We start from the raw sequence: 23,946 nt of genomic DNA, 5'->3' as shown, positions 1-23,946 counted from the left end.
GGAGACAGGGAGGGGGCGGTCAGCCGCGTCGCGTCTCGCCCAGGTGGAGGACTCGCACCATGTTGGTGGTGCCGGGCACGCCGGGGGGCGAACCGGCGGTGATCACGACGATGTCGCCGTCGCTGAACCGGCCGAGGCGGGCCGTCTCCTGGTCCACCAGGTCGACCATCTCGTCCGTGGTGTTCACCAGCGGCACCACGTGCGGCTCCACTCCCCAGCTGAGCGCCAGCTGGTTGCGGGTGGACTCGTCGGTGGTGAAGGCGAGGATCGGCTGGGCCGCGCGGTAGCGGGAGAGCCGGCGGGCGGTGTCGCCGGACTGGGTGAAGGCCACCAGGCCCTTGCCGCCCAGGAAGTCGGCGATCTCGGCGGCCGCACGGGCCACCGAACCGCCCTGCGTGCGCGGCTTCTTGCCCGGCACCAGCGGCTGGAGGCCCTTGGAGAGCAGCTCCTGCTCGGCGGCGGTGACGATCTTCGACATCGTCTTGACGGTCTCGATCGGGTACGCGCCCACCGACGACTCCGCCGACAGCATGACCGCGTCGGCGCCGTCCAGGATCGCGTTGGCCACGTCGGAGGCCTCGGCGCGGGTCGGCCGGGAGTTGGTGATCATCGACTCCATCATCTGGGTCGCCACGATCACCGGCTTGGCGTTGCGCCGGCACAGCTCGATCAGGCGCTTCTGCACCATGGGGACCTTCTCGAGCGGGTACTCGACGGCCAGGTCGCCGCGGGCGACCATCACGCCGTCGAACGCCATCACGACGTCCTCCATGTTGTCGACCGCCTGGGGCTTCTCCACCTTGGCGATCACCGGGACCCGGCGGCCCTCCTCGTCCATGACGCGGTGCACGTCGTCGACGTCCTTGGCGTCCCGGACGAAGGAGAGGGCAACCAGGTCGCAGCCCATGCGCAGCGCGAACCGGAGGTCCTCGACGTCCTTGTCGCTCAGCGCGGGGACGTTGACCGCCGCGCCGGGCAGGTTGATGCCCTTGTGGTCGGAGATGACGCCGCCCTCGATGACGATCGTCTTCACCCGGGGCCCCTCGACCTCGGTGACCTTCAGCTCGACGTTGCCGTCGTTGATGAGCACCTGGTCGCCCTTGGTGACATCACCGGGCAGGCCCTTGTACGTCGTGCCGCAGATCGTCCTGTCGCCCGGGACGTCCTCGGCGGTGATGGTGAACTCGTCACCGCGCACCAGCTCGACGGGACCCTCCGCGAAGGTCTCCAGGCGGATCTTCGGGCCCTGCAGGTCGGCGAGGACACCGATGGCCCTGCCGGTCTCCTTGGCGGCGGCCCGGACCCGGTCGTAACGGCCCTGGTGCTCGGCGTGGCTGCCATGGCTGAAGTTGAAGCGGGCCACGTTCATGCCGGCTTCGATCAGCGTGACGAGCTGCTCGTGGGAGTCGACCGCGGGGCCGAGAGTACAGACGATTTTCGAACGGCGCATGGGTGCCATCCTATCGGTTTGTTTCGGCGCGGAATATTCCGTCTGGCGGAAAATACAAAAGGGCGGGATGCCGCTCAGGTGAGATGGGGATTTCCCGATTCAATTACCAGCGCGTAGGTCTGTGTCGCGATCTCCATTTCCTCGTCCGTCGGTACCACCGCCACCGCCACCCGCGCCCCCGCGGGCGAGATCAGCCGGGCTCCGTCGCCGCGTACGGCGTTCAGCCCGCCGTCGACCGCCAGGCCGAGCCCCTCCAGTCCGGCCACGGCCGCCTCGCGCACCGGCGCCGAGTTCTCCCCGACCCCCGCCGTGAACGCCACCGCGTCCACGCGTCCGAGAACGGCGTAATAGGCGCCGATGTACTTCTTGAGCCGGTGAATGTAGATGTCGAAGGCCAGCCCCGCCTGCTCGTCGCCCTCGTCCACCCGGCGGCGGATCTCCCGCATGTCGTTGTCACCGCACAGACCGAACAGACCGCTCCTCTTGTTGAGAAGAGTGTCGATCTCGTCGGGGGACATTCCGCCAACACGCATCAAATGGAAGATGACGGCCGGGTCCATGTCTCCCGACCGCGTACCCATCACGAGCCCCTCCAAGGGCGTCAGCCCCATGGAGGTGTCCACGCACCGGCCGCCCCGCACGGCCGAGGCGGACGCCCCGTTGCCCAGGTGCAGCACGATCACGTTCACGTCCTCCGGCGCCCTGCCCAGCAGCCGCGCGGTCTCGCGGGAGACGTACGCGTGCGAGGTGCCGTGGAAGCCGTAGCGGCGGATGCGGTACCGGTCGGCGATCTTCGGGTCGATCGCGTAGCGCGCCGCGGCCGCTGGCATCGTCGTGTGGAACGCGGTGTCGAAGACCGCCACCTGGGGCAGGTCGGGACGGAGCGCCTGCGCGGTGCGGATGCCGGTGAGGTTGGCCGGGTTGTGCAGCGGAGCGACCGGGATCAGCCGCTCGATCTCGGTCAGCACGTTCTCGTCGATGAGAGTGGGCTCGCTGAAGAACTCGCCGCCGTGCACCACCCGGTGCCCGATCGCGGCCAGCTCCGGGGAGTCCAGGCCCAGACCGTCCCGGCCCAGCTCGGCGGCGACCGCCTTCAGGGCCGCCTCGTGGTCGGCGATCGGGCCCTCCTGCTCCCGGCTGGCGCCCGTGGCCACCAGGGTGTGCTTCAGCCGCGACGTCCGCTCGCCGATGCGCTCGACCAGACCGGCCGCCAGCCGCTCCCCGTCGCGCATGTCGATCAGCTGGTACTTCACCGACGAGGAGCCGGAGTTGAGGACGAGGACACGCGTGGAGCTCACTGGGCGGACGCCTTCTCGGTCGGGGACTGCTGGGCCTGGATCGCCGTGATGGCGACGGTGTTGACGATGTCCTGCACGAGCGCGCCCCGGGACAGGTCGTTGACCGGCTTGCGCAGACCCTGGAGCACCGGGCCGACCGCGATGGCGCCGGCCGAGCGCTGCACCGCCTTGTACGTGTTGTTGCCGGTGTTCAGGTCGGGGAAGATCAGCACGCTGGCCTGCCCGGCGACCGCCGAACCGGGCAGCTTGGTCGCGGCGACCGACGGCTCGACCGCCGCGTCGTACTGGATCGGCCCCTCGATGCTCAGGTCGGGGCGGCGCGAGCGGACCAGCTCGGTGGCCTCGCGCACCTTGTCGACGTCCGCGCCGGAACCGGACGTGCCGGTCGAGTACGACAGCATCGCGATCCGCGGCTCCACCCCGAACCGCGCCGCCGTCGACGCCGACTGGGCGGCGATGTCGGCGAGCTGCTCCGCGTCCGGGTCCGGGTTGACCGCGCAGTCGCCGTAGACCAGCACCTTGTCGGCCAGGCACATGAAGAAGACGGAGGAGACGATGGCGGCGTCCGGCTTCGTCTTGATGATCTCGAAGGCCGGGCGGATGGTCGCCGCCGTCGAGTGCACCGACCCCGACACCATGCCGTCGGCGAACCCTTCCTGCACCATCAGCGTGCCGAAGTAGTTCACGTCGGAGACCACGTCGTACGCCAGCTCCACGGTCACGCCCTTGTGGGCGCGCAGGGCGGCGTACTTCTCGGCGAAGGAGTCGCGCAGCTCGCTGGCGGCCGGGTCGATCAGCTCGGCACCGGCCAGGTCGATGCCCAGGTCGGCGGCCTTCTTGCGGATCTGCTCGACCGGACCGAGCAGCGTCAGCTCGCACACGCCCCGGCGCAGCAGCACCTCCGCCGCGTGCAGCACCCGCTCCTCGGTGCCCTCCGGCAGGACCACCCGGCGCAGGGCGGAGCGGGCCTGCTCCAGGAGCTTGTGCTCGAACATCATCGGCGTGACGCGGTCGCTGCTGGGCGCGGAGACCCGCTTGTTCAGCTCGGCGGTGTCGACGTACCGCTCGAAGAGGCCGAGGGCGGTCTCCGCCTTGCGCGGGGTGGCCGCGCCCAGCTTGCCCTCCAGGGAGAAGAGCCGCTCGGCGGTGGGAAAGCTGGTGCCCGGCACCGAGAGCACCGGCGTGCCGGGGGCCAGCCGGGCGGCGAGGGTGAGGATGCCCTCGCCGGGCACCTCGTTCAGCGTCAGCAGTACCCCGGCTATCGGCGGGGTGCCGGCGCTGTGCGCGGCCAGCGTGCCGATCACCAGGTCGGCGCGGTCGCCGGGCGTGATCACCAGGCAGCCCGGGGTCAGCGCGGCCAGCAGGTTGGGCAGCATGGCCCCGCCGAAGACGAAGTCCAGCGCGTCGCGCGCCAGCCCGGAGTCGTCGCCGAGGACGATCCCGGCGCCCAGGGCGTGCGCGATCTGGGAGACCGTCGGCGCGGAGAGGGCGGGCTCGTCCGGCACCACCCAGCACGGCACCGGCAGCCGGTGCGCGAGCCGCTCGGCGATCTCGTCCCGGTCCTCGCGCGCGACCCGGTTGGTCACCATGGCCAGCACGTCGCAGCCGAGGCCGTCGTAGGCGCGGAAGGCGTTGCGGGTCTCCGCGAGCACCGACTCGGCGCTCTGCCGGCGGCCGCCGACGACGGGGAGGACGGAGGCGCCGAACTCGTTGGCGAGCCGCGCGTTCAGCGACAGCTCGTCCGGGAACTGGGTGTCGGCGTAGTCGGTGCCGAGGACGAGGACGACGTCGTAGTCCCGCGCGACCAGGTGGAAGCGGTCGACCAGCGCGGACACCAGCTCGTCCACGCCCTGTTCGGCCTGGAGGAGGGAGGCCTCCTGGTAGTCCATGCCGTAGACCGTCGCGGGGTCCTGCGAGAGCCGGTAGCGGGCGCGCAGCAGTTCGAAGAGCCGGTCCGGCCCGTCGTGCACCAGGGGACGGAAGACGCCGACCCGGTCGACCTGCCGGGTCAGGAGTTCCATGACCCCCAGCTCGACGACCTGGCGGCCGTCGCCGCGGTCGATACCGGTCACGTACACGCTGCGCGTCACGCGTGCTCTCCGTTTCGTAGGGGTGAGCGGAATCCTCTTGACAGTACCCCCGGCGATGGTTAAGGCGCCCGTCAGCAACCACCGCCGCCCGGGCCGTGGAACAATTGAATCGGCTCACCGGTGTCAACAGCGAGCAGGAGACACAGCACGATGCGTATCGGAGTTCTCACCGCAGGCGGCGACTGCCCCGGCCTGAACGCAGTGATCCGGTCGGTCGTGCACCGAGCGGTGGACAACTACGGCGACGAGGTCATCGGCTTCGAGGACGGCTACGCGGGACTGCTGGACGGCCGTTACCGCACCCTCGACCTCAACGCCGTGAGCGGCATCCTGGCCCGCGGCGGCACCATTCTCGGCTCCTCCCGCCTGGAGCGCGACCGGCTCCGCGAGGCCTGCGAGAACGCCTCGGACATGATCCAGAACTTCGGCATCGACGCCCTGATCCCGATCGGCGGCGAGGGCACCCTCACGGCCGCCCGGATGCTGTCCGACGCCGGGCTCCCGGTGGTCGGCGTGCCGAAGACCATCGACAACGACATCTCCTCCACCGACCGCACCTTCGGCTTCGACACCGCCGTCGGTGTCGCGACCGAGGCCATGGACCGGCTCAAGACCACCGCCGAGTCCCACCAGCGCGTGATGGTCGTCGAGGTCATGGGCCGGCACGCCGGCTGGATCGCCCTGGAGTCCGGCATGGCCGCCGGTGCCCACGGCATCTGCCTGCCCGAGCGTCCCTTCGACCCCGCCGACCTGGTCAAGATGGTCGAGGAGCGCTTCTCCCGCGGCAAGAAGTTCGCCGTCGTCTGCGTCGCCGAGGGCGCCCACCCCGCCGAGGGCTCCATGGACTACGGCAAGGGCGCCATCGACAAGTTCGGCCACGAGCGCTTCCAGGGCATCGGCACCGCGCTCGCCTTCGAGCTGGAGCGCCGGCTCGGCAAGGAGGCCAAGCCGGTCATCCTCGGCCACGTCCAGCGCGGCGGCGTACCGACCGCGTACGACCGTGTCCTCGCCACCCGCTTCGGCTGGCACGCGGTGGAGGCCGCGCACCGGGGAGACTTCGGCCGGATGACGGCGCTGCGCGGCACCGACGTCGTGATGGTGCCGCTGGCGGAGGCGGTCACCGAGCTGAAGACGGTCCCGAAGGACCGGATGGACGAGGCGGAGTCGGTCTTCTAGACCCTCTTCCAGACCCTGGATCTCCAGACCTCCGACCCGCTTACGGGTGCTTCTCGACCGCCGTCCAGAAGTGGTCCACGATCCGGTCGAGGAAGTCCCGGCCCCCGGCGCTCGAGTCGGGGGCGCCGCCGCCCCAGCTGAGGGTGGCGGCCATCCGCCCCTGGTAGTCCTGGTGCAGCACCTGGAGCACGTTCTCCAGGACGCGCCGGTCCAGCGGTGCCAGCTTGGCGATCGGGCGCACACACCCCTGCCAGCGGGTGGTCACCGCGCTCGTCAGCAGGTCGGCCAGCTTCTCCTCGCGCCCCGTGACGGTCACGAAGTCGGGCAGCGTGAGACCGAGCACGTCGGCGAGCTGGGCCGACTGGCGGTCGGTGCCGCGCCAGTCGTCCGCCTCCTCCATCCGCAGGTAGGCCGGGAGCCCGAGGCCGACCGCGCGGGCCACGTCCTCGGGTGCCAGACCGCGGGCGACGCGGTGCTCGCGCAGGGACTGCGGCCGCCCGATCAGCTCACCGGGCGAGCACCACAGCACCCCGGCGAGCGCGGTCAGCTCCGGCCCCTCGGGGAAGGCGGTCCCCCGCTCCCAGGCGATGACGAGGTCGGGGGAGACGTACGGCAGCCCGTACGAGACCCGGATGCCGTGGGCGACGTGCTCGGGTCCCATGTTGAGGGCGGCACGCAGCCGGCGGGCGGCGAGGGCGTTGAACGGAGGGCCCGACTGACTCGGGCCGGGTGAGGGTCGGCGCACGCGCCACACCGTAGGGGTCCGCGGCGATGCTGACTACGGGCTGTTCGGCCAGCGATACGGATTGTAGGAACGTACGGGGGCGCGGCTCACCCTTTGACCGCCCCGCCCAGCGCGAAGCCGCCGCCCAGCCGCCGGGAGATCAGCACGTACAGCAGCACGACCGGCGTGGAGTAGACGATCGAGAACGCCGCCAGCTGTCCGTACGCCACCATGCCCCGGTTGCCGAAGAAGTCGTTGATGCTGACCGAGGCGGGCATCTGGTCCGGGGAGAGCAGCAGCATGAAGGGGACGAAGAAGTTCCCCCACATCATCACGAACGAGAACACCGTCACCACCGCCACCCCCGGCCCCATCAGCGGCAGCACGATCCGCAGCAGCGACTGGAACGACGACGCCCCGTCCGTCCACGCCGCCTCCTCCAGTTCCTTCGGGACCCCGTCCATGAAGTTCTTCATCAGCCAGATCGCGAAGGGCAGTTGCGAGGCGGCGAAGAAGAAGATCGTCCCCTGCATGGTGTCGATCATGTTGACCCGCACGAACAGGGCGTAGACCGGCACCATGATCGCCGTGATCGGCAGGCTGGTCGCGAACAGGATGGTGAGCAGGAAGGGCCGGTTCAGCCGCGACCGGAAGCGGGAGAGCGGATACGCGGCGAGCACCGCGCACACCACCGTCAGCAGCGTCGCCCCGCCGCACAGGATCAGGCTGTTGAGCAGCGGGGTGAAGGTGATCTCCGGGGTGAGGATCGCGTCGAAGTTGTCCAGCGTCACCCCGTCGGGGACCTTGACCCGCAGGCTCGCGTGCGGGTCGAGGGCGGACAGCACCACCCAGGCCAGCGGCAGCACGAACGCCGCGGCCGCCACCAGCAGCCCGGCGTCGGCGGCGGTGCGGCGCCGGTTGCGCCGGGAGGCGGGGGTATGGGCCATCTCAGACCTCCGTCCGCAGCAGGCGCAGGTACACGACCGAGAACAGCGAGCCGATCAGCAACAGCAGCAGCGCCACCGCCGTGCCGTACCCGATCAGACTGTTCTGGAAGGCCTGCTCGTACATGAACAGCGGCAGCGTCTGGCTCTTGCCGCTCGGCCCGCCCCGCGTCATCACCCAGATCAGCCCGAAGACCGACAGGGTCTGCAGCGTGTTGAGCATCAGGTTGGTGCCGATGGAGCGCCGGATCATCGGCAGCGTGATGTGCCACATCCGGCGCCAGCCGCTCGCGCCGTCGACCTCGGCGGCCTCGGTGACCTCCTTGGGGATCTCGTTCAGCGCGGCCGAGTACACCAGCATCGAGAACGCCGTGCCCCGCCACACGTTGGCGAAGGACACCGCCAGGATCGGCAGCGTGAACAGCCAGTTCTGGGAGGGCAGGTGGAGCCAGTCCAGGATGGCGTTGAGGGTGCCCTCGCGCCGGAAGAAGGCGTAGAGCAGGAAGCCCGCCACCACCTCCGGCAGCACCCAGGCCGTGACAACGATGCCACCGGTGAGCGTGCGGACCGGCTTCGACGCCCGCTGCATCAGCGAGGCCAGGGCGAGCCCCAGCGTGTTCTGCCCGATCAGCGAGGACAGCACGGTGAACACCAGGGTCAGCCATACGGCGTTGAGGAACGCCTCGTCCTTGAAGGCGCGGGTGAAGTTGTCGAACCCGACGAAGGACTCCTGGGCCTGCCCGGTGAGCTGGAGGTCGGTGAAGGCGATGACGACGCAGTAGACGATCGGACCGGCGAGGAAGAGCAGCAGCAGGACGACGGCGGGGGAGACGGGCAGTGCGCGGATGAGGGAGCGCCGGACGCTGCCGGGCCGGGTGCTGGAGGCCGGAGACGCGGACGCCTTCCGCACCTCTGGCCCGGCGTGCTCCGGCGCGGTGGCCGTCACTTGCTCACCACCTGGTTGTCGGTGGCCTCCTTGAGCGCCTCGTCGTAGCCGCGCGCCGCCTCCTCGACCGACTTGTCACCGGTCGTCACGCCCTCCATGGCCTCCTGGATGGCGACGGACACCTTCGGGTACGCCGGGTAGGCGGGCCGGTAGTGGGTGTCGGCGACGAGGTCGGTGAAGAACTTGATGCCGGGCTGGGCGTCGACGTAGGCGGGGTCGGCGGCGACGTCCTCGCGGACGGAGATGCCGGAGTTGGCGACGTACCACTTCTGGGCGTTCGCCTTGGTCTGCATGGTCTTGATGAACTCGAAGGCGAGATCGGGGTTGCTTGCCTTGGCCGGGATGGCCCAGGTCCAGCCGCCCGACATGCTCACCCGCCCCGGGGCCTGCCCGTTCTGGGTCGGCATGGCGGCGAGCCCCAGCTCCTTCGACCACTCGGGCCACTCGTGCCCGCTGCCCTCCAGCCAGTCCTGCGGCAGCCAGGAGCCGTCGAGAGCGATCCCGAGCTTGCCCTGCGGCAGCAGCTCCCCGCGCACCTTGGTGCCGAAGTTGGGATCGAGCGCGTCGGAGACCTCGGGGCCGAGCTTCTCCTTGTACACGGTCTCGACGAAGGCCAGGGAGTCCTCGAACCCCTGCCCCGCCGTGATCCACTTCTTGCTGCCCTTGTCGTACAGCGGATCGGAGCCGCCGTCCCCCGTGCCGTACAGCAGCATCTCGAAGCCCTGCATGGTCGCGGCCTCGCCGGCGGGCTTGCCGGTGTAGACGTTGATCGGGGTGACGCCGGGAACCTTCTCCTTGATGGTGCGGGCGGCGTCGAGAACCTCGTCCCAGGTCTTCGGCTGCCAATCGGCGGACAGCCCCGCCTTGGCGAACACGTCCTTGCTGAACCAGAGTCCCCGGGTGTCCGTCCCGTCCGGCACGCCGTACGTCTTGCCGTCCTCGCCCTTGGCCGCGGCCTTCGCCGTGTCGATGAACTGGTCCCAGTCCTTCCACTCGGCCAGGTAGTCGTCGAGCGGTTTCAGATACCCGCTGGTGATGTCGGAGTTGATGAGGAACGTGTCCTCGTAGACCAGGTCGGGTGCGGTCTTGGGGGAGCGGAGCATCTGCTGGAGCTTGGTGTAGTACTCCGAGTCCGGCGCCTTGATGGGGATGAGTTCGACCTTCTTCCCCGGGTTGGCCTTCTCGAACTGCTTCTTGATGTCGCCGAGGTAGGTGTCCATCACCTTGATGGAGTTGTCCGTCGACTGCTTGAAGGAGACCTTCACCGTGTCCGGATCGCTGCCGGAGCCGCTTGAGCACGCGGCGAGCGAGGTCGAGGCGAGCGCGGTGAGGGTGAACAGGGCGGTGAACCGGACGGTGGGACGCACGGGCATGACCTCCTACGGGCACACGACACTGTGGCCTGGACGGCTGCGTGGCGAACGTAAGAGGAATGGTCTAGTCAGGTCAATGCGTGTGCGCGGGATTACCCCTGGAGGAGGTGATCGGCCTTCCCGGCCTTGATGTCCCGGATGAGCGCGCGGAGGGCTTCGCCGGTGTCGTCGGGCTCTCGGTCCTGGAGGCGCTTGTCGTGGCGGGGCTCGCCTCACAGATCGCTTGGTACACGAAGGCGGCGTGAGCGGTCCCCTTGGCGTACGGCTCACCGGCCCCGCACCCACCGGTACACCAACTCCGGCCGCCCCACCTGACCGTACTGCGGGCTCCGGCCCGCCCGGCCCGCGTCCACCAGGTGTTCCAGGTAACGGCGGGCCGTGATGCGGGAGATGCCCACCGCCTCGGCGACCCCGGCCGCCGTGAGGCCCTCGGAGGAGCCGCGCAGGGCGCCCGTCACGCGTTCCAGGGTCGGGCCGCTCAGGCCCTTGGGCAGGGCCGCCGGGCCGGGGGCGCGCAGGGTGGCCAGGGCGCGGTCCACCTCGTCCTGGCCGCTGGCCTCCCCGGCGGTGCCCCGGAACTCCGCGTAGCGGACCAGGCGGTCGCGCAGGGTGGCGAAGGTGAAGGGCTTCAGGACGTACTGGACGACGCCCAGCGACACCCCCTCGCGCACCATCGTCAGGTCCCGTGCCGACGTCACCGCTATCACGTCGGTGTGGTGTCCCGCCGCGCGCAGCGACCGGGCCAGCTGGAGTCCGTGCACGTCCGGCAGGTGCAGGTCGAGCAGGAGCAGGTCGACCGGCGTGCGGTCCAGCATGCGGCGGGCCTCCGCACCCGTGTGCGCCTTGCCGACCGCGACGAACCCCGGCACCCGGCCGACGTACATCACGTGCGCGTCGGCGGCGACCGGGTCGTCCTCGACGACCAGGACCCGGATGGGCTGCGCGGCGGTGCTCATACGGCACCCCCGGGGTGAGCCGTCGCGCCGGGGCGGCGGATTCCGTGAGCCGCACGGTGCGCGTCGGCGGCGATCGGGCGACCCGCGCCGACCGGGACGGCCCCCATGGTCCGTGGCCGTCTCACACCGCACCCCCGGAGCCCGGTCTGCCGCCCGCCACCGCGGCCTCGGTCGCACCGCCGCCCCCGGCAGCCCCCAGCGGCAGCCGGGCCTCGAAGCGGGCGCCGCCGCCCTCCGCCTCCGCCACGGTCAGGGTGCCGCCGTGCCGCCGCACCGCCTGCCGGACCAGGGCGAGGCCCAGGCCGCGTCCGCCCTCCCCGGCCGGCTTGGTCGAGTAGCCCCGCTGGAAGACCAGGTCGGCGTGGGCGGGATCGACCCCGGCGCCGGTGTCCGACACCCGCAGCACCAGCTCGGAGCCGCCGGAACCGGCACCCTCCGTGCCCTCCGTGTACGCCGCCACCGTCACCCGCGACGGCACCGCCCCCTGCGCCGCGTCCACCGCGTTGTCCACCAGGTTGCCCAGGATCGTCACCAGGTCCCGGGCGGGCAGCGACGGCGGCAGCAGTCCGTCGTCCAGTCGGCTGTCCTGCGACACCACCAGCTCCACTCCCCGCTCGTTGGCCTGCGCCGTCTTGCCCAGCAGCAGCGCCGCGAGCACCGGCTCGCCCACCGCCGCCACCACCTGGTCGGTGAGGGCCTGTGCCAGTTCCAGCTCCGCCGTGGCGAACTCCACGGCCTCCTGCGCCCGTCCCAGCTCGATCAGCGAGACGACCGTGTGCAGCCGGTTCGCCGCCTCGTGCGCCTGCGAACGCAGCGCCTGGGTGAAACCGCGCTCCGAGTTCAGCTCGCCCGTCAGCGACTGCAGCTCCGTCACGTCCCGCAGTGTCACCACCGTGCCCCGGCGCTCACCGCCGGAGACCGGGGAGGTGTTCACCACCAGCACTCGGTCGGCCGCAAGGTGCACCTCGTCCACCCGCTGCTCCGACGCCAGCAGTGCCCCCGTCAGCTGCGACGGCAGGCCCAGGTCCGCCACCGAGGCGCCGACCACGTCACCGCGCACGCCGAGCAGCTCCCGTCCGCCGTCGTTGATCAGCGCGACACGGTACTGCCCGTCCAGCATCAGCAGCCCCTCCCGCACCGCGTGCAGCGCCGCCTGATGGTAGTCGTGCATCCGGCTCAGCTCGTCCGCGTTCATCCCGTGGGTGTGCCGGCGCAGCCGCGCGTTGATCACGTACGTACCGACCGCGCCGAGCAGCAGTGCCCCGGCCGCCACCCCCGACAGGGCCGTGAGCTGCTCCTGCGCCCGCTTGCTGATCTCCTCGACCTTGATCCCGGCGGAGACCAGGCCGACGATCCGGCCGTCGTCCGTGATCGGCGTGACCGCCCGGACCGAGGGGCCGAGCGTGCCCGTGTAGGTCTCGGTGAAGGTCTGGCCCCGCTGCGCGCGCCCGATGTGGCCCTGGAAGGGATGGCCGATTTGCTTCGGGTCGGGGTGGGTCCAGCGGATGCCCTCGGGGTTCATGATCGTCACGAAGTCCACGTCGGTGTCCTGCATCACGCGCACCGCGTAGGGCTGGAGGCGCGCCGTCGGGTCGGAGGTGCGGATGGCCTCCGCCACGGACGGCGAGTCGGCGATCGACAGCGACACCGCCCTGGCCTGGCGCCCGGCCGCCTCCTCCGCCTGCCCCCGGTCGCTGATGTAGCTGAACAGCGCGTAGCCGACCACGACGACCGCTATCAGGACGGCCTGCATGGCGAAGAGCTGCCCCGCCAGGCTGCGGGGTCTCGGGACGCGGAGGTGCATGCCGCCAGTCTCCCTCGTGGCTGGATTGTGAACTAAATGAACGCAAGGGTGACCGCGCTCACACGCCGGGAGATAGTCACCCCGTCCCCGCTACACACCCCCGGACGTGAGCCGCACGCCGGTGATGCCGACGACGTCGTCAAGGAGGGCCGCCGTGACCAGCAACGCCGCTACGGCACCTGCCGCACCCAAAGCCAAGCGCGACCGCACGCACTATCTCTACATCGCCGTGATCATCGCGGTCGCCCTCGGTATCGCCGTCGGTCTGATCGCCCCGGACTTCGCCACCGAGCTGAAGCCGCTCGGCACCGGCTTCGTGAACCTGATCAAGATGATGATCTCGCCGATCATCTTCTGCACGATCGTGCTGGGCATCGGCTCGGTCCGCAAGGCCGCCAAGGTCGGCGCGGTCGGCGGCATCGCCCTGGGCTACTTCCTGGTGATGTCGCTGGTGGCGCTCGCCATCGGCCTGATCGTCGGCAACATCCTGGACCCGGGCACCGGCCTCGCGGTCACCGACGCCGTCAAGGAGACCGGCCAGGCGCAGGTCGACGCGGAGGCCAAGGGCACCGTCGACTTCCTGATGGGCATCATCCCGACCACCATCGTCTCCGCGTTCACCGCGGGCGAGGTGCTCCAGACCCTGCTGATCGCCCTGCTCTGCGGCTTCGCGCTGCAGGCCATGGGCGGCGCCGGGCAGCCCGTCCTGCGCGGCATCGAGCACATCCAGCGGCTGGTCTTCCGCGTCCTGGCGATGATCATGTGGGCCGCCCCGGTCGGCGCGTTCGGCGCCATCGCCGCCGTCACCGGCTCGGCGGGCGTCGACGCCCTCAAGAGCCTGGCCGTGCTGATGCTCGGCTTCTACGCGACCTGCGTCATCTTCCTCTTCCTGGTCCTCGGTACGGTGCTGCGCGTCGTCGCCGGGATCAACGTCTTCTCGCTCTTCAAGTACCTGGGCCGCGAGTTCCTGCTGATCCTGTCCACCTCCTCCTCCGAGTCGGCGCTGCCGCGCCTCATCGCGAAGATGGAGCACCTGGGCGTCAGCAAGCCGGTGGTCGGCATCACCGTCCCGACCGGCTACTCGTTCAACCTCGACGGCACCATGATCTACATGACCATGGCCTCGCTGTTCATCTCGGACGCCATGGGCACGCCGATGTCGATCGGCGAGCAGATCCCGCTGCTGCTCTTCCTGCTGGTGGCCTCCAAGGGCGCCGCCGGTGTCTCCGGCGCCGGTCTCGCCACGCTGGCCGGCGGCCTGTCCTCGCACAAGCCCGCCCTGGTGGACGGCATCGGCCTGATCGTCGGCATCGACCGCTTCATGAGCGAGGCCCGCGCGCTGACCAACTTCGGCGGCAACGCCGTCGCCACCGTCCTCATCGGCACCTGGACCAAGGAGATCGACAAGGACCGGGTGAACGAGGTGCTGGCCGGCCGGGCCCCGTTCGACGAGAAGACCCTCCTGGACGACGGCCACGGCGCCGCGGACGGTGACGGCGCCGGCGCGCCCGACCTGCCCGAGCAGGGCGGCGAGAAGGAGCTGGCGAAGGCCTGACGGCCGTACGGCGCCCCCCGCATGCCGGGGCGGCTCCCGCACACCCCGGGCGGTTGAGGTGCTCCCCCCGTTGCTCAGCCGCCCGGCCCCCCGAAGAAGCCCCGCGCCCTCCCCCCGGCGCGGGGCTTCTTGCCTTGACGTCCGCGTCAAGGCTTACGTTCGTCCGTATGCGAATCGGCGAGCTGGCCGCACGGGCCGGGACCACCACGCGGACGCTGCGGTACTACGAGTCGCGGGGCCTGCTGCCCGCGCGGCGGGGCGGCAACGGCTACCGGACCTACGACGAGGACGACCTGAAGCTGCTCCGGCAGATCAGGACCCTCCAGGACTTCGGGTTCGACCTGGAGGAGACCCGCCCCTTCGTGGAGTGCCTGCGCGCCGGGCACCCCGAGGGCGACTCCTGCCCCGCGTCCCTCGTGGTCTACCGGCGCAAGCTGGCCGAGCTGGACACGCTGATCGAGCAGCTCACGTCGGTGCGCGCGCAGGTCGCCGCGCAGCTGACGCGGGCCGAGGCGGCGGCTCCGGGGGGTCCGGAGCCCAAGTGCGAACTGGGAGGACACGGATGAGGACGGCCAACGGGGTGCCCGAGGTGACGGACGCGGACTTCGCGGCGGAGGTGATCGGCTCCGACCTGCCCGTGCTGGTGGAGTTCACCGCCGACTGGTGCCCGCCCTGCCGGCAGATGGCGCCGGTGCTCAGCGCCCTGGCCGAGGAGGAGGGCGACCGGCTGCGGGTGGTGCAGCTGAACGTCGACCAGAACCCGGCTACCACGAACGCGTACAAGGTGCTGTCGATGCCGACCTTCATGGTGTTCCGCGGCGGTGAGCCGGTGAAGTCGATGGTCGGCTCCCGGCCCAAGCGGCGGCTGCTGGAGGAGCTGGCCGACGTGGTCTGACCGGCCCGGCACACGGACTGGCCGGCACAGAAAAATCCCCCGAGCAATTGCGCTCGGGGGATTTCTCTGCGTATATTCGTTGATTCGTGACTTCAGAAGAATGAGGTCGCGAAGAAGTTCAGTAGGCACAGTATATGCGGCCGGGAGTGGAATTGTCAAACACCGAATTTCCGGACGATGAATTGCTGCACGAGCAGGAATTCATCGACGGACTGTACGCGCGCGTGGACGCGCTGCGCGGCGACGCCGAGGACTCCGTGACCGACGCGCTCGCGCAGGGCAACACCCCCCAGCAGGCCCGCCTGGAGCGGGACATCCTGGTCGCCGAGCGCTCCGGGCTGCTCGCCGCGCTCAACGCGGTGGACGGCTCCCTCTGCTTCGGCCGGATCGACCTCACCTCCGGGGAGGGCCACCACATCGGCCGCATCGGCCTGCGCGCCGACGACGCCGAACGCACCCCCGTCCTCATCGACTGGCGGGCCGGTGTCGCCCGCCCCTTCTACCTGGCCACCGGCCACACCCCGATGGGGCTGCGCCGCCGCCGGCACATCACCAGCGAGGGCCGCACGGTCACCGCCCTGCACGACGAGATCCTCGACCTCGGCGACGAGACCCGCACCGGCCACGAGGACCCCTCCGGCGACGCCGTGCTGCTCGCCGCGCTGAACTCCGCGCGCACCGGCCGCATGGGCGACATCGTCCAGACCATCCAGGCCGACCAGGACCGCATCATCCGCGCCCCGCACCGCGGCGTCCTGGTCGTCGAGGGCGGCCCCGGCACCGGCAAGACCGCGGTCGCCCTGCACCGCGCCGCCTACCTCCTGTACGAGCACCGCGAACTGCTCGCCAAGCGCGCCGTCCTCATCGTCGGCCCCAACCCCGCCTTCCTCGGCTACATCGGCGAGGTGCTGCCCTCGCTCGGCGAGACCGGCGTGCTCCTCGCCACCGTCGGCGAGCTGTTCCCCGGCGTGAAGGCCACGGCGACGGACACCCCCGAGGCGGCGGCCGTGAAGGGCCGGGCCGACCTGGCCGACGTCCTCGCCGAGGCGGTCCGCGACCGGCAGGCACTGCCCGACCCGGTGATCGCGATCGAGCACGACCGCGACATCCTCATGCTCGACGACGACCTGGTCAACGTCGCCCGCGAGCGCACCCGCGCCGCCAAGCTGCCGCACAACGCCGCCCGCGAGCACTTCGAGGGCCACATCCTCAACACCCTCACCGACATGGTCGCCGAGCGCATCGGCACCGACCCCTACGACGGCAGCAACCTCCTCGACCCCAGCGACATCACCCAGATCCGCGACGAACTCGCCGAGAACCCCGAGGTCTGGGCCGCCGTCGACCAGCTGTGGCCCCGGCTCACCCCGCAGCGCCTGGTCGCCGACCTCCTCGCCGCCCCCGAGGCCTTCCTGCCCGCCGAGGACGCCGCCGCCGTGCGCCGCCCGGTCACCCGGCGCTGGACCGTCGCCGACGTGCCCCTGCTGGACGAGGCCGCCGAACTGCTCGGCGTGGACGACCGGGTGGCCCGCTCCCGCGCCGAACGCGAGCGCGAGGAGCAGATCGCCTACGCGCAGGGCGTCCTCGACGTGTCGTACGCGTCCCGCACCTACGAGTTCGAGGACAAGGACGAGGAGGACGCCGAGGTCCTGTCCGCGCACGACATCATCGACGCCGAACGCTTCGCCGAACGCCAGGAGGAGGACGACCACCGCAGCGCCGCCGAACGCGCCGCGGCCGACCGCACCTGGGCCTTCGGGCACATCATCGTGGACGAGGCGCAGGAGCTGTCCCCGATGGCCTGGCGGCTGCTGATGCGCCGCTGCCCCACCCGCTCGATGACCCTGGTCGGCGACCCGGCGCAGACCGCGGAGGCGGCCGGTGTCGGCTCCTGGTCGAAGATCCTCGCCCCCTACGTCGAGGACCGCTGGGAGCACACCCGCCTCGGCGTCAACTACCGCACCCCGGCCGAGATCATGGACCTCGCGGCGGCCGTGGTCCGCGCCGAGAACCCGGAGTTCGCGCCGCCGAGTTCGGTGCGCTCGACCGGCGTACGCCCCTGGGTCCGCGCCACCGGCGACCTCCCGGCCGCCGTGGCCGAGGCGGTCCGGGAGCTGACCCCCGAGGAGGGCCGCCTCGCCGTCATCGCCCCGCGCGCACTGCACCGGGGCCTGGCGGCCCGCCTGGACGGCGTGACGGCGGACGCCGAGCCCGACCTCACCCACCGCGTCGTCCTGCTCGACCCGCGCCAGTCCAAGGGCCTGGAGTTCGACTCCGTCCTGGTCGTCGAGCCCGGCCGCTACGGCACCAGCGACCTGTACGTCGCCCTCACCCGCGCCACCCAGCACCTCGGCGTCCTGCACAGCGAGCCGCTGCCGAAGGGACTGGTGGACGCGGACTGAGTGGACGCGGACTGACGGGCGGGCCGCCCGGTCAGGCCGGACGCAGCCACACCGTCGCCAGGGGCGGCAGGGTCAGCCGGATGCTCGCCGGCCGGCCGTGCCACCCCTGCGCCTCCGGCTTGACCGGGTCCGGGTTGACCACGTCACCGCCGCCGTACCGCGCCGCGTCGGTGTTGAGCACCTCGTGCCAGGCCGGGACGTCGTCGGGGACGCCGAGGCGGTAGCCGGAGCGGACCACCGGGGCGAAGTTCGACACCGCGAGCAGCGGGGTGCCGTCGGCGTCCAGGCGCAGGAACGCCAGGACGTTGTCCTCGGCCGCGTCGCCGACCACCCAGGAGAAGCCGGAAGGGTGGGTGTCGCGCCGCCACAGCGCGGGCGTCGCCCGGTAGACGGTGTTCAGGTCCCGCACCAGGTCGCGCACGCCCCGGTGGTCCGCCGACGCCCCGTACTCCGGGTCCAGCAGCCACCAGTCGGGGCCGTGCGCCTCCGACCACTCCGCGCCCTGCGCGAACTCTTGCCCCATGAAGAGCAGTTGCTTGCCGGGGTGCGCCCACATGAAGCCCAGGTACGCCCGCTCGTCGGCGCGCTGCTGCCACCAGTCGCCGGGCATCTTCGACACCAGGGACCGCTTGCCGTGCACCACCTCGTCGTGGGATATCGGCAGCACGTAGTTCTCGCTGTACGCGTACACCATGGAGAAGGTCAGCTCCCCGTGGTGGTGCTTGCGGTGCACCGGCTCGTGGCTCATGTAGTCGAGCGAGTCGTGCATCCAGCCCATGTTCCACTTCAGCCCGAAGCCGAGCCCGCCGAAGCCGCTCGGTCCCTCGTGGTGCGTGGCCCGCGTGACCCCGTCCCAGGCCGTCGACTCCTCCGCCACCGTCACGACACCGGGCACCCGCCGGTACAGCGTCGCGTTCATCTCCTGGAGGAACGCCACCGCGTCCAGGTTCTCCCGGCCGCCGTGCTCGTTCGGCGTCCACCGGCCCGGCTCGCGCGAGTAGTCCAGGTACAGCATCGAGGCGACCGCGTCCACGCGCAGCCCGTCGATGTGGAACTCCTCGCACCAGTACACGGCGTTGGCGACCAGGAAGTTGCGCACCTCACGGCGCCCGAAGTCGAACTCCAGCGTCCCCCAGTCCGGATGCGCGGCCCGCAGCGGATCGGAGTGCTCGTACAGCGGGCGCCCGTCGAACTCGGCCAGTGCCCAGTCGTCGCGCGGGAAGTGCGCCGGCACCCAGTCCATCAGCACGCCGATCCCGGCCCGGTGCAGCCGGTCGACCAGGTACCTGAAGTCGTCGGGGTCGCCGAGCCGGGCCGTGGGCGCGTAGAAGCCGGTGACCTGGTACCCCCAGGAGCCGCCGAAGGGGTGCTCGGCGACCGGCATCAGCTCGACGTGGGTGAAGCCGAGGTCGGCCACGTAGGCGGGGAGCTGCTCGGCCAGTTGCCGGTAGGTCAGGCCGGGACGCCAGGAGGGCAGGTGGACCTCGTACACGGACATCGGCGCCTCGTGCGCGGGCGCGTCCGCGCGGTGGGCCAGCCACTCCCCGTCGCCCCACGCGTAGTCCGAGGAGTGCACGACGGAGGACGTGGCGGGCGGCACCTCCGTACGGCGGGCCAGCGGATCGGCGCGGAAGGTGCGGGAGCCGTCGGGCCGGGTGATCTCGAACTTGTACAGCTCGCCCGCGCCGACGCCCGGCAGGAACAGCTCCCACACCCCGGTCGAGCCGAGGGAGCGCATCGGGTGGCCGGTGCCGTCCCAGAAGTTGAAGCCGCCGGCCACCCGGACACCGCGCGCGTTCGGCGCCCACACCGCGAACCGGGTGCCCGCCACCCCGTCGTGCGTCGTCGGGTGCGCGCCGAGCGCCCGCCACAGCTGCTCGTGCCGCCCCTCGCCGAGCAGGTGCAGGTCCAGCTCGCCCAGGGTGGGCAGGAAGCGGTACGGGTCCTCGACCTCCTGTTCCGTCCCCTCGTACGTCACGAGGAGCCGGTGGACCGGGACGTCCTGCAGCGGCACCAGGCCGGAGAAGAAGCCGTCCCCGTCGTCGTGCAGCCCGACCCGCAGCTCCCCGGACAGCACGGTCACGGCCAGGGCGTACGGCCGGAACACCCGGAACGCGACCCCGCCGGGCACCCGGTGGGCGCCGAGCACCCCGTGCGGATCGTGGTGCGTGCCGGCGAGCAGCCGCTCCCGGTCGGCGGCGTCGGGGGCGGGGGAGACGGCGACCTCTGCCCCGGGGACGGAGGCGGTGGCTGCGGCTGTGGCGGTGGCGGTGGTCTTCCGGGGCGCCTTCTTCTTCGCGGCCTTGGCCGGCTTCTTCCCGGTCGGCGTCTTCCCGGCCGGTTTCTTCCCGGTCGTCTTCTTCGGGTCGGGGCCGCTGGACGAGGGGCGGGGGGTCACGGGAGAAGCCTCCTGGGTGCGGTGGGAGCGGGCGGGGACGTCAGGCCGGTTCGGGCACGGACAGGCGGCGCACCGCCGACAGGGGCACCTCGATCCAGTCGGGACGGTGCCGGGCTTCGTACAGGACCTCGTAGACCGCCTTGTCCGTCTCGTAGGCGCGCAGCAGCACCGGGTCGGTGCGCGGGTCGTGGCCGCCCGCCTCCGCGTATCCGGTGCAGTACGCGGCCCGGCAGGACTCGGCCCAGCCCGGCACCCGTACGTCGGCCGAGTGCGCGGCGTAGTCGAAGGAGCGCAGCATCCCCGCGACGTCCCGCACCGCGGGCTGCGGCAGCCGGCGCTCGGCCAGGGGCTTCGCCGGTTCCCCCTCGAAGTCGATCAGGGACCACTGCCCGTCGGGGGAGCGCAGGCACTGGCCGAGGTGCAGGTCGCCGTGGACGCGCTGCGCCGACCAGGTACGGCCCTCCGAAGCCAGGTCCGCCAACGCCGTGAACGCCGTCCGCAGCCCGGGCGCGTACGACCGGAGCAGGGGCACGGCCCGCGCCGCCTGAGCCAGCCGCTCGATCATGCCGTCGGCGAGCTGCCGCGCCTGGGCGTGGCCGAGGGTGACCGTCGGCAGCGCGCGGGCCAGCGCGGTGTGCACCTCGGCGGTGGCCCGCCCGAGCGACCGGGCCTCGGCGGCGAAGTCCTCGCCCTTGGCCAGCTCGCGCAGCGCCAGCTCCCAGCCGTCGGTCGCACCCTGCAGATAGGGCTGGAGCACGCCCAGCACCCAGGACCGGCCGGACAGGTCCGCCACCATCCACCCCGCCGGTGCGGGCACCCGGGGGCAGCCCTCGCGGGCCAGGGCCAGCGGCAGTTCCAGGTCGGGGTTGACGCCGGGCACGATCCGCCGCAGCAGCTTGAGGATGAACGTATCTCCGTACACGACCGACGAGTTCGACTGCTCGGCGGTCATCACCCGCGGCACCAGTCCGGTGCGGATCTCCCGGTCCCGGTCCCGCTCGAAGCGGAGCCCGCCGATGCGGGCCCGGGCGCGCAGCGCCTCCAGGAGCACCTCGGTGGGCCGGGTGTCGTACAGGGCGTCGTAGGCGGTGCGTCCGGCCAGGGGGCCCTCGGTCACATGCCCGATCAGCGCGGGTGTCAGCCGGGGTGGCAGCGCCTCGCGCATACCTATGAGGAGCTGGTAGCAGTCGCCCGATTCCTCGGGCGCGCCCGGTGCGGGCACGAGCTGCTGGTGGGCGCGGACCAGCACGTGGTGGAGGCCGAGGCGGGCGTCGGCCGGGAGCAGTTCGGTGGCGGCGACCAGCGAGAACCCGGTGACCGGACGCCCCTTGCTGGCGAACCAGCGTTGTCGTGGCAGCCAGTCCCGCAGTAGTGGATCAAGTGACGCAAGGAGGCCTGGCGGGCTCGTGACGGTGCGTGTGACGGCTTCCGACATGGTCGCGTCCTTTCCGCTTCGGGTGCGGAGGAGCGTCGGGTTGCGTGAGGGGTGCCCGGGGCGGGACGGAGAAAACCGTCCCGCCCGGATGGTGGCCTGAGGCCGTGCCTACAGATTGCGCAGGCGGAACCATTGGTGTTCACGCCACCCGAAGCAGGAGCGTGTCCTTGCCGATCGCTCGGAAAGGTTTCACGCGACAAGCGCGCGCAGTTGATGACCGAGCCACCCACCCGGCGGGCTCGGGCCCTGTTCACCAGGGCGGCGTAATCGTATCACTACGCAACGTGTTCCCCTCGTCGGAGTCGGAACCAATAGAAGCCGTGCCCCGCCAGGGTCAGCAGGTACGGCAGGTCGCCGACCGCCGGGAAGCGGACCCCGCCGAACAGCTCGACCGGATGGCGTCCGTCGAAGGCGCTGAGGTCCAGCTCCGTCGGCTGCGCGAACCGGGAGAAGTTGTGGACGCACAGCACCAGGTCGTCCTCGTGTTCGCGCAGGAAGGCCAGGACGGCCGGGTTGGAGGAGGGCAGTTCGGTGTAGGTGCCCAGGCCGAAGGCGGGGTTCTGCTTGCGGATCTCGATCATGCGCCGGGTCCAGTGCAGCAGGGAGGAGGGCGAGGCCATGGACGCCTCGACGTTCGTCACCTGGTAACCGTGGACCGGGTCCATGATCGTGGGCAGGAACAGGCGGCCCGGGTCGGACGACGAGAAGCCGGCGTTGCGGTCGGGCGTCCACTGCATGGGGGTGCGCACGGCGTCGCGGTCGCCGAGCCAGATGTTGTCGCCCATGCCGATCTCGTCGCCGTAGTAGAGGATCGGCGAGCCGGGCAGGGACAGCAGCAGGGCCGTGAACAGCTCGATCTGGTTGCGGTCGTTGTCGAGGAGCGGGGCGAGCCTGCGCCGGATGCCGATGTTGGCGCGCATCCGCGGGTCCTTGGCGTACTCCGCGTACATGTAGTCGCGCTCTTCGTCGGTGACCATTTCCAGGGTCAGCTCGTCGTGGTTGCGCAGGAAGATGCCCCACTGGCAACCGGACGGGATCGCGGGGGTCTTGGCGAGGATCTCGGAGACCGGGTAGCGGGACTCCCTTCTGACCGCCATGAAGATGCGCGGCATCACCGGGAAGTGGAAGGCCATGTGGCACTCGTCGCCGCCGGCCGTGTAGTCGCCGAAGTAGTCGACCACGTCCTCCGGCCACTGGTTGGCCTCGGCCAGCACCACAGTGTCCGGGTACTGCGCGTCGATCTCCTTGCGCACCCGCTTCAGGAAGTCGTGGGTGCGCGGGAGGTTCTCGCAGTTGGTGCCCTCCTCCTGGTAGAGGTACGGCACCGCGTCCAGCCGGAAACCGTCGATCCCCAGGTCCAGCCAGAACTTCAGCCCGGAGATCATCTCCTCCTGCACGGCCGGGTTCTCGTAGTTGAGGTCCGGCTGGTGGGAGAAGAAGCGGTGCCAGTAGTACTGCTTGCGTACCGGGTCGTAGGTCCAGTTGGACGCCTCGGTGTCGACGAAGATGATCCGCGCGTCCTGGAACTGCTTGTCGTCGTCGGCCCAGACGTAGTAGTCGCCGTACGGCCCGTCCGGGTTCTTGCGGGACTCCTGGAACCACGGGTGCTGGTCGCTGGTGTGGTTCATGACGAAGTCGATGATCACGCGCATGCCGCGCTGGTGGGCCGCGTCCACGAACTCCACGAAGTCGGCCAGGTCGCCGAACTCGGGCAGGACCGCGGTGTAGTCGGAGACGTCGTAACCGCCGTCGCGCAGGGGTGACTTGAAGAAGGGTGGGAGCCACAGGCAGTCCACGCCCAGCCATTGCAGGTAGTCCAGCTTGGCGGTCAGGCCCTTGAGGTCGCCGATGCCGTCGCCGTTGCTGTCCTGGAAGGAGCGGACGAGGACCTCGTAGAAGACGGCTCGTTTGAACCAGTCCGGGTCCCGGTCCTTGGCGGGGGTGTCCTCGAAGGTGTCCGGCACGGGCTCGTTGACGATCATGTGGTGGGTGACCCTCCGATCTGCGGGTGGGACGGTCGCAGAACCGTGCAGACGTGCGCGGGCGTACGGCCCGGCTCCAGGCGCACATAGTTGGCCCTGCCCCAGTGGTAGGTCTCGCCGGTCAGCTCGTCGCGGACCGGCACCGACTCGTGCCAGTCCAGGCCGAGTTGCGGCATGTCCAACGAGACCGTCGCCTCCTGGGTGTGGCGGGGGTCGAGGTTCACGACCACCAGAACCGTGTTCGACCCCTGCCGCTTCGAGTAGGCGATCACCTCTTCCTTGTCCGTGGGGTGGAAGTGCAGATCGCGCAGTTGGCGCAGGGCGGGGTGCTCGCGCCGGATGGTGTTGAGGCGGGTGATGAGGGGGGCGATGGTGGTGCCCTCGCGGGCGGCGCGGGTCCAGTCGCGGGGGGTGAGCTGGTATTTCTCGCTGTCGAGGTATTCCTCGCTGCCCTGGCGCAGGGGGGTGTTCTCGCAGAGTTCGTAGCCGCTGTAGATGCCCCAGGTGGGGGAGAGGGT

At 71.0% G+C, this 23,946-nt stretch carries 19 protein-coding genes; 6 read left to right on the top strand and 13 right to left on the bottom strand.

Translation table 11 applies throughout. From position 1 onward, the window contains the following. Positions 1–19: 19 nt before the first annotated feature. The 3 genes from pyk to pta form a co-directional block, all read right to left on the bottom strand. Positions 20–1,450, bottom strand: a complete 1,431-nt coding sequence (gene pyk / locus ACFV9J_RS29240; protein WP_385358933.1) for a pyruvate kinase — start codon at positions 1,448–1,450, stop codon at positions 20–22. A gap of 74 nt (positions 1,451–1,524) precedes the next feature. Beyond that, positions 1,525–2,748, bottom strand: coding sequence for an acetate kinase (locus ACFV9J_RS29235; RefSeq protein WP_385358931.1), 1,224 nt, complete (start codon positions 2,746–2,748; stop codon positions 1,525–1,527). Further along, positions 2,745–4,838 (bottom strand): phosphate acetyltransferase, encoded by a 2,094-nt coding sequence (gene pta / locus ACFV9J_RS29230; RefSeq protein ID WP_385358929.1) that lies wholly within the window; start codon positions 4,836–4,838, stop codon positions 2,745–2,747. The genes ACFV9J_RS29235 and pta overlap by 4 nt, the downstream gene beginning before the upstream one ends. Positions 4,839–4,988: 150 nt before the next feature. Here pta and ACFV9J_RS29225 point away from each other — a divergent pair, with 150 nt between their 5' ends. Next, positions 4,989–6,014, top strand: a complete 1,026-nt coding sequence (locus ACFV9J_RS29225; protein ID WP_385358926.1) for an ATP-dependent 6-phosphofructokinase — start codon at positions 4,989–4,991, stop codon at positions 6,012–6,014. Positions 6,015–6,054: 40 nt separating this feature from the next. Here the strand turns inward: ACFV9J_RS29225 and ACFV9J_RS29220 are convergent, their stop codons facing one another. From ACFV9J_RS29220 to ACFV9J_RS29205, 4 genes are all read right to left on the bottom strand, one after another. Further along, on the bottom strand, positions 6,055–6,768 hold the full coding sequence (locus ACFV9J_RS29220) for a helix-turn-helix domain-containing protein (RefSeq protein ID WP_385358924.1): 714 nt from the start codon (positions 6,766–6,768) through the stop codon (positions 6,055–6,057). Between the two features lie 77 nt (positions 6,769–6,845). Then, positions 6,846–7,685 (bottom strand): carbohydrate ABC transporter permease, encoded by an 840-nt coding sequence (locus ACFV9J_RS29215; protein ID WP_385358922.1) that lies wholly within the window; start codon positions 7,683–7,685, stop codon positions 6,846–6,848. A 1-nt stretch (position 7,686) separates the two neighbouring features. After that, positions 7,687–8,628, bottom strand: coding sequence for a carbohydrate ABC transporter permease (locus ACFV9J_RS29210; RefSeq protein ID WP_385358920.1), 942 nt, complete (start codon positions 8,626–8,628; stop codon positions 7,687–7,689). Further along, on the bottom strand, positions 8,625–10,001 hold the full coding sequence (locus tag ACFV9J_RS29205; protein WP_385358917.1) for an extracellular solute-binding protein: 1,377 nt from the start codon (positions 9,999–10,001) through the stop codon (positions 8,625–8,627). Before ACFV9J_RS29205 ends, ACFV9J_RS29210 begins: the two co-directional genes overlap by 4 nt. 107 nt (positions 10,002–10,108) lie before the next feature. Here ACFV9J_RS29205 and ACFV9J_RS29200 point away from each other — a divergent pair, with 107 nt between their 5' ends. Beyond that, the gene (locus tag ACFV9J_RS29200) at positions 10,109–10,246 is read left to right on the top strand and encodes a hypothetical protein (RefSeq protein WP_385358914.1); all 138 of its coding nucleotides are present in this window, start codon (positions 10,109–10,111) and stop codon (positions 10,244–10,246) included. Positions 10,247–10,267: 21 nt separating this feature from the next. Here ACFV9J_RS29200 and ACFV9J_RS29195 read toward each other — a convergent pair whose 3' ends face one another. Together ACFV9J_RS29195 and ACFV9J_RS29190 are read right to left on the bottom strand one after the other, a co-directional pair. Continuing rightward, positions 10,268–10,957: a response regulator gene (locus ACFV9J_RS29195; protein WP_362102799.1), complete on the bottom strand. Its 690-nt coding sequence runs from the start codon at positions 10,955–10,957 to the stop codon at positions 10,268–10,270. Between the two features lie 121 nt (positions 10,958–11,078). Then, positions 11,079–12,761 carry an ATP-binding protein gene (locus ACFV9J_RS29190; protein WP_385358911.1) on the bottom strand — a complete coding sequence of 561 codons (1,683 nt, stop codon included), beginning with the start codon at positions 12,759–12,761 and terminating at the stop codon, positions 11,079–11,081. 154 nt (positions 12,762–12,915) lie between these two features. Between ACFV9J_RS29190 and ACFV9J_RS29185 the strand changes: the two genes are divergently transcribed. From ACFV9J_RS29185 to ACFV9J_RS29170, 4 genes are all read left to right on the top strand, one after another. Next, on the top strand, positions 12,916–14,316 hold the full coding sequence (locus ACFV9J_RS29185) for a cation:dicarboxylate symporter family transporter (protein WP_385358910.1): 1,401 nt from the start codon (positions 12,916–12,918) through the stop codon (positions 14,314–14,316). Positions 14,317–14,483: 167 nt separating this feature from the next. Then, positions 14,484–14,882 (top strand): MerR family transcriptional regulator, encoded by a 399-nt coding sequence (locus ACFV9J_RS29180; protein ID WP_003973561.1) that lies wholly within the window; start codon positions 14,484–14,486, stop codon positions 14,880–14,882. Between the two features lie 14 nt (positions 14,883–14,896). Further along, positions 14,897–15,211, top strand: a complete 315-nt coding sequence (locus ACFV9J_RS29175) for a thioredoxin (protein ID WP_385359113.1) — start codon at positions 14,897–14,899, stop codon at positions 15,209–15,211. A gap of 134 nt (positions 15,212–15,345) precedes the next feature. Continuing rightward, complete coding sequence (locus tag ACFV9J_RS29170) at positions 15,346–17,613, top strand: HelD family protein (protein ID WP_385358908.1); 2,268 nt, start codon at positions 15,346–15,348, stop codon at positions 17,611–17,613. 31 nt (positions 17,614–17,644) lie between these two features. Here ACFV9J_RS29170 and glgB read toward each other — a convergent pair whose 3' ends face one another. From glgB to ACFV9J_RS29150, 4 genes are all read right to left on the bottom strand, one after another. Continuing rightward, positions 17,645–20,011 carry a 1,4-alpha-glucan branching enzyme gene (glgB, locus tag ACFV9J_RS29165; protein WP_385358906.1) on the bottom strand — a complete coding sequence of 789 codons (2,367 nt, stop codon included), beginning with the start codon at positions 20,009–20,011 and terminating at the stop codon, positions 17,645–17,647. A gap of 40 nt (positions 20,012–20,051) precedes the next feature. After that, positions 20,052–21,446: a maltokinase gene (locus ACFV9J_RS29160; RefSeq protein ID WP_385358903.1), complete on the bottom strand. Its 1,395-nt coding sequence runs from the start codon at positions 21,444–21,446 to the stop codon at positions 20,052–20,054. A 275-nt stretch (positions 21,447–21,721) separates the two neighbouring features. Next, entirely contained in the window at positions 21,722–23,428 is a 1,707-nt protein-coding gene (treS, locus tag ACFV9J_RS29155; RefSeq protein WP_385358901.1) for a maltose alpha-D-glucosyltransferase, read from the bottom strand. Then, a partial coding sequence (locus ACFV9J_RS29150) for a DUF3459 domain-containing protein (RefSeq protein ID WP_385358899.1) occupies positions 23,425–23,946 on the bottom strand: 522 nt, incomplete at its 5' end. The genes treS and ACFV9J_RS29150, both read right to left, overlap by 4 nt.

It is taken from the genome of Streptomyces sp. NPDC059906 (assembly GCF_042730645.1).
GTDB classification, from domain to species: domain Bacteria; phylum Actinomycetota; class Actinomycetes; order Streptomycetales; family Streptomycetaceae; genus Streptomyces; species Streptomyces rubrogriseus.
This window is presented reverse-complemented; position numbering and strand designations above follow the sequence as displayed.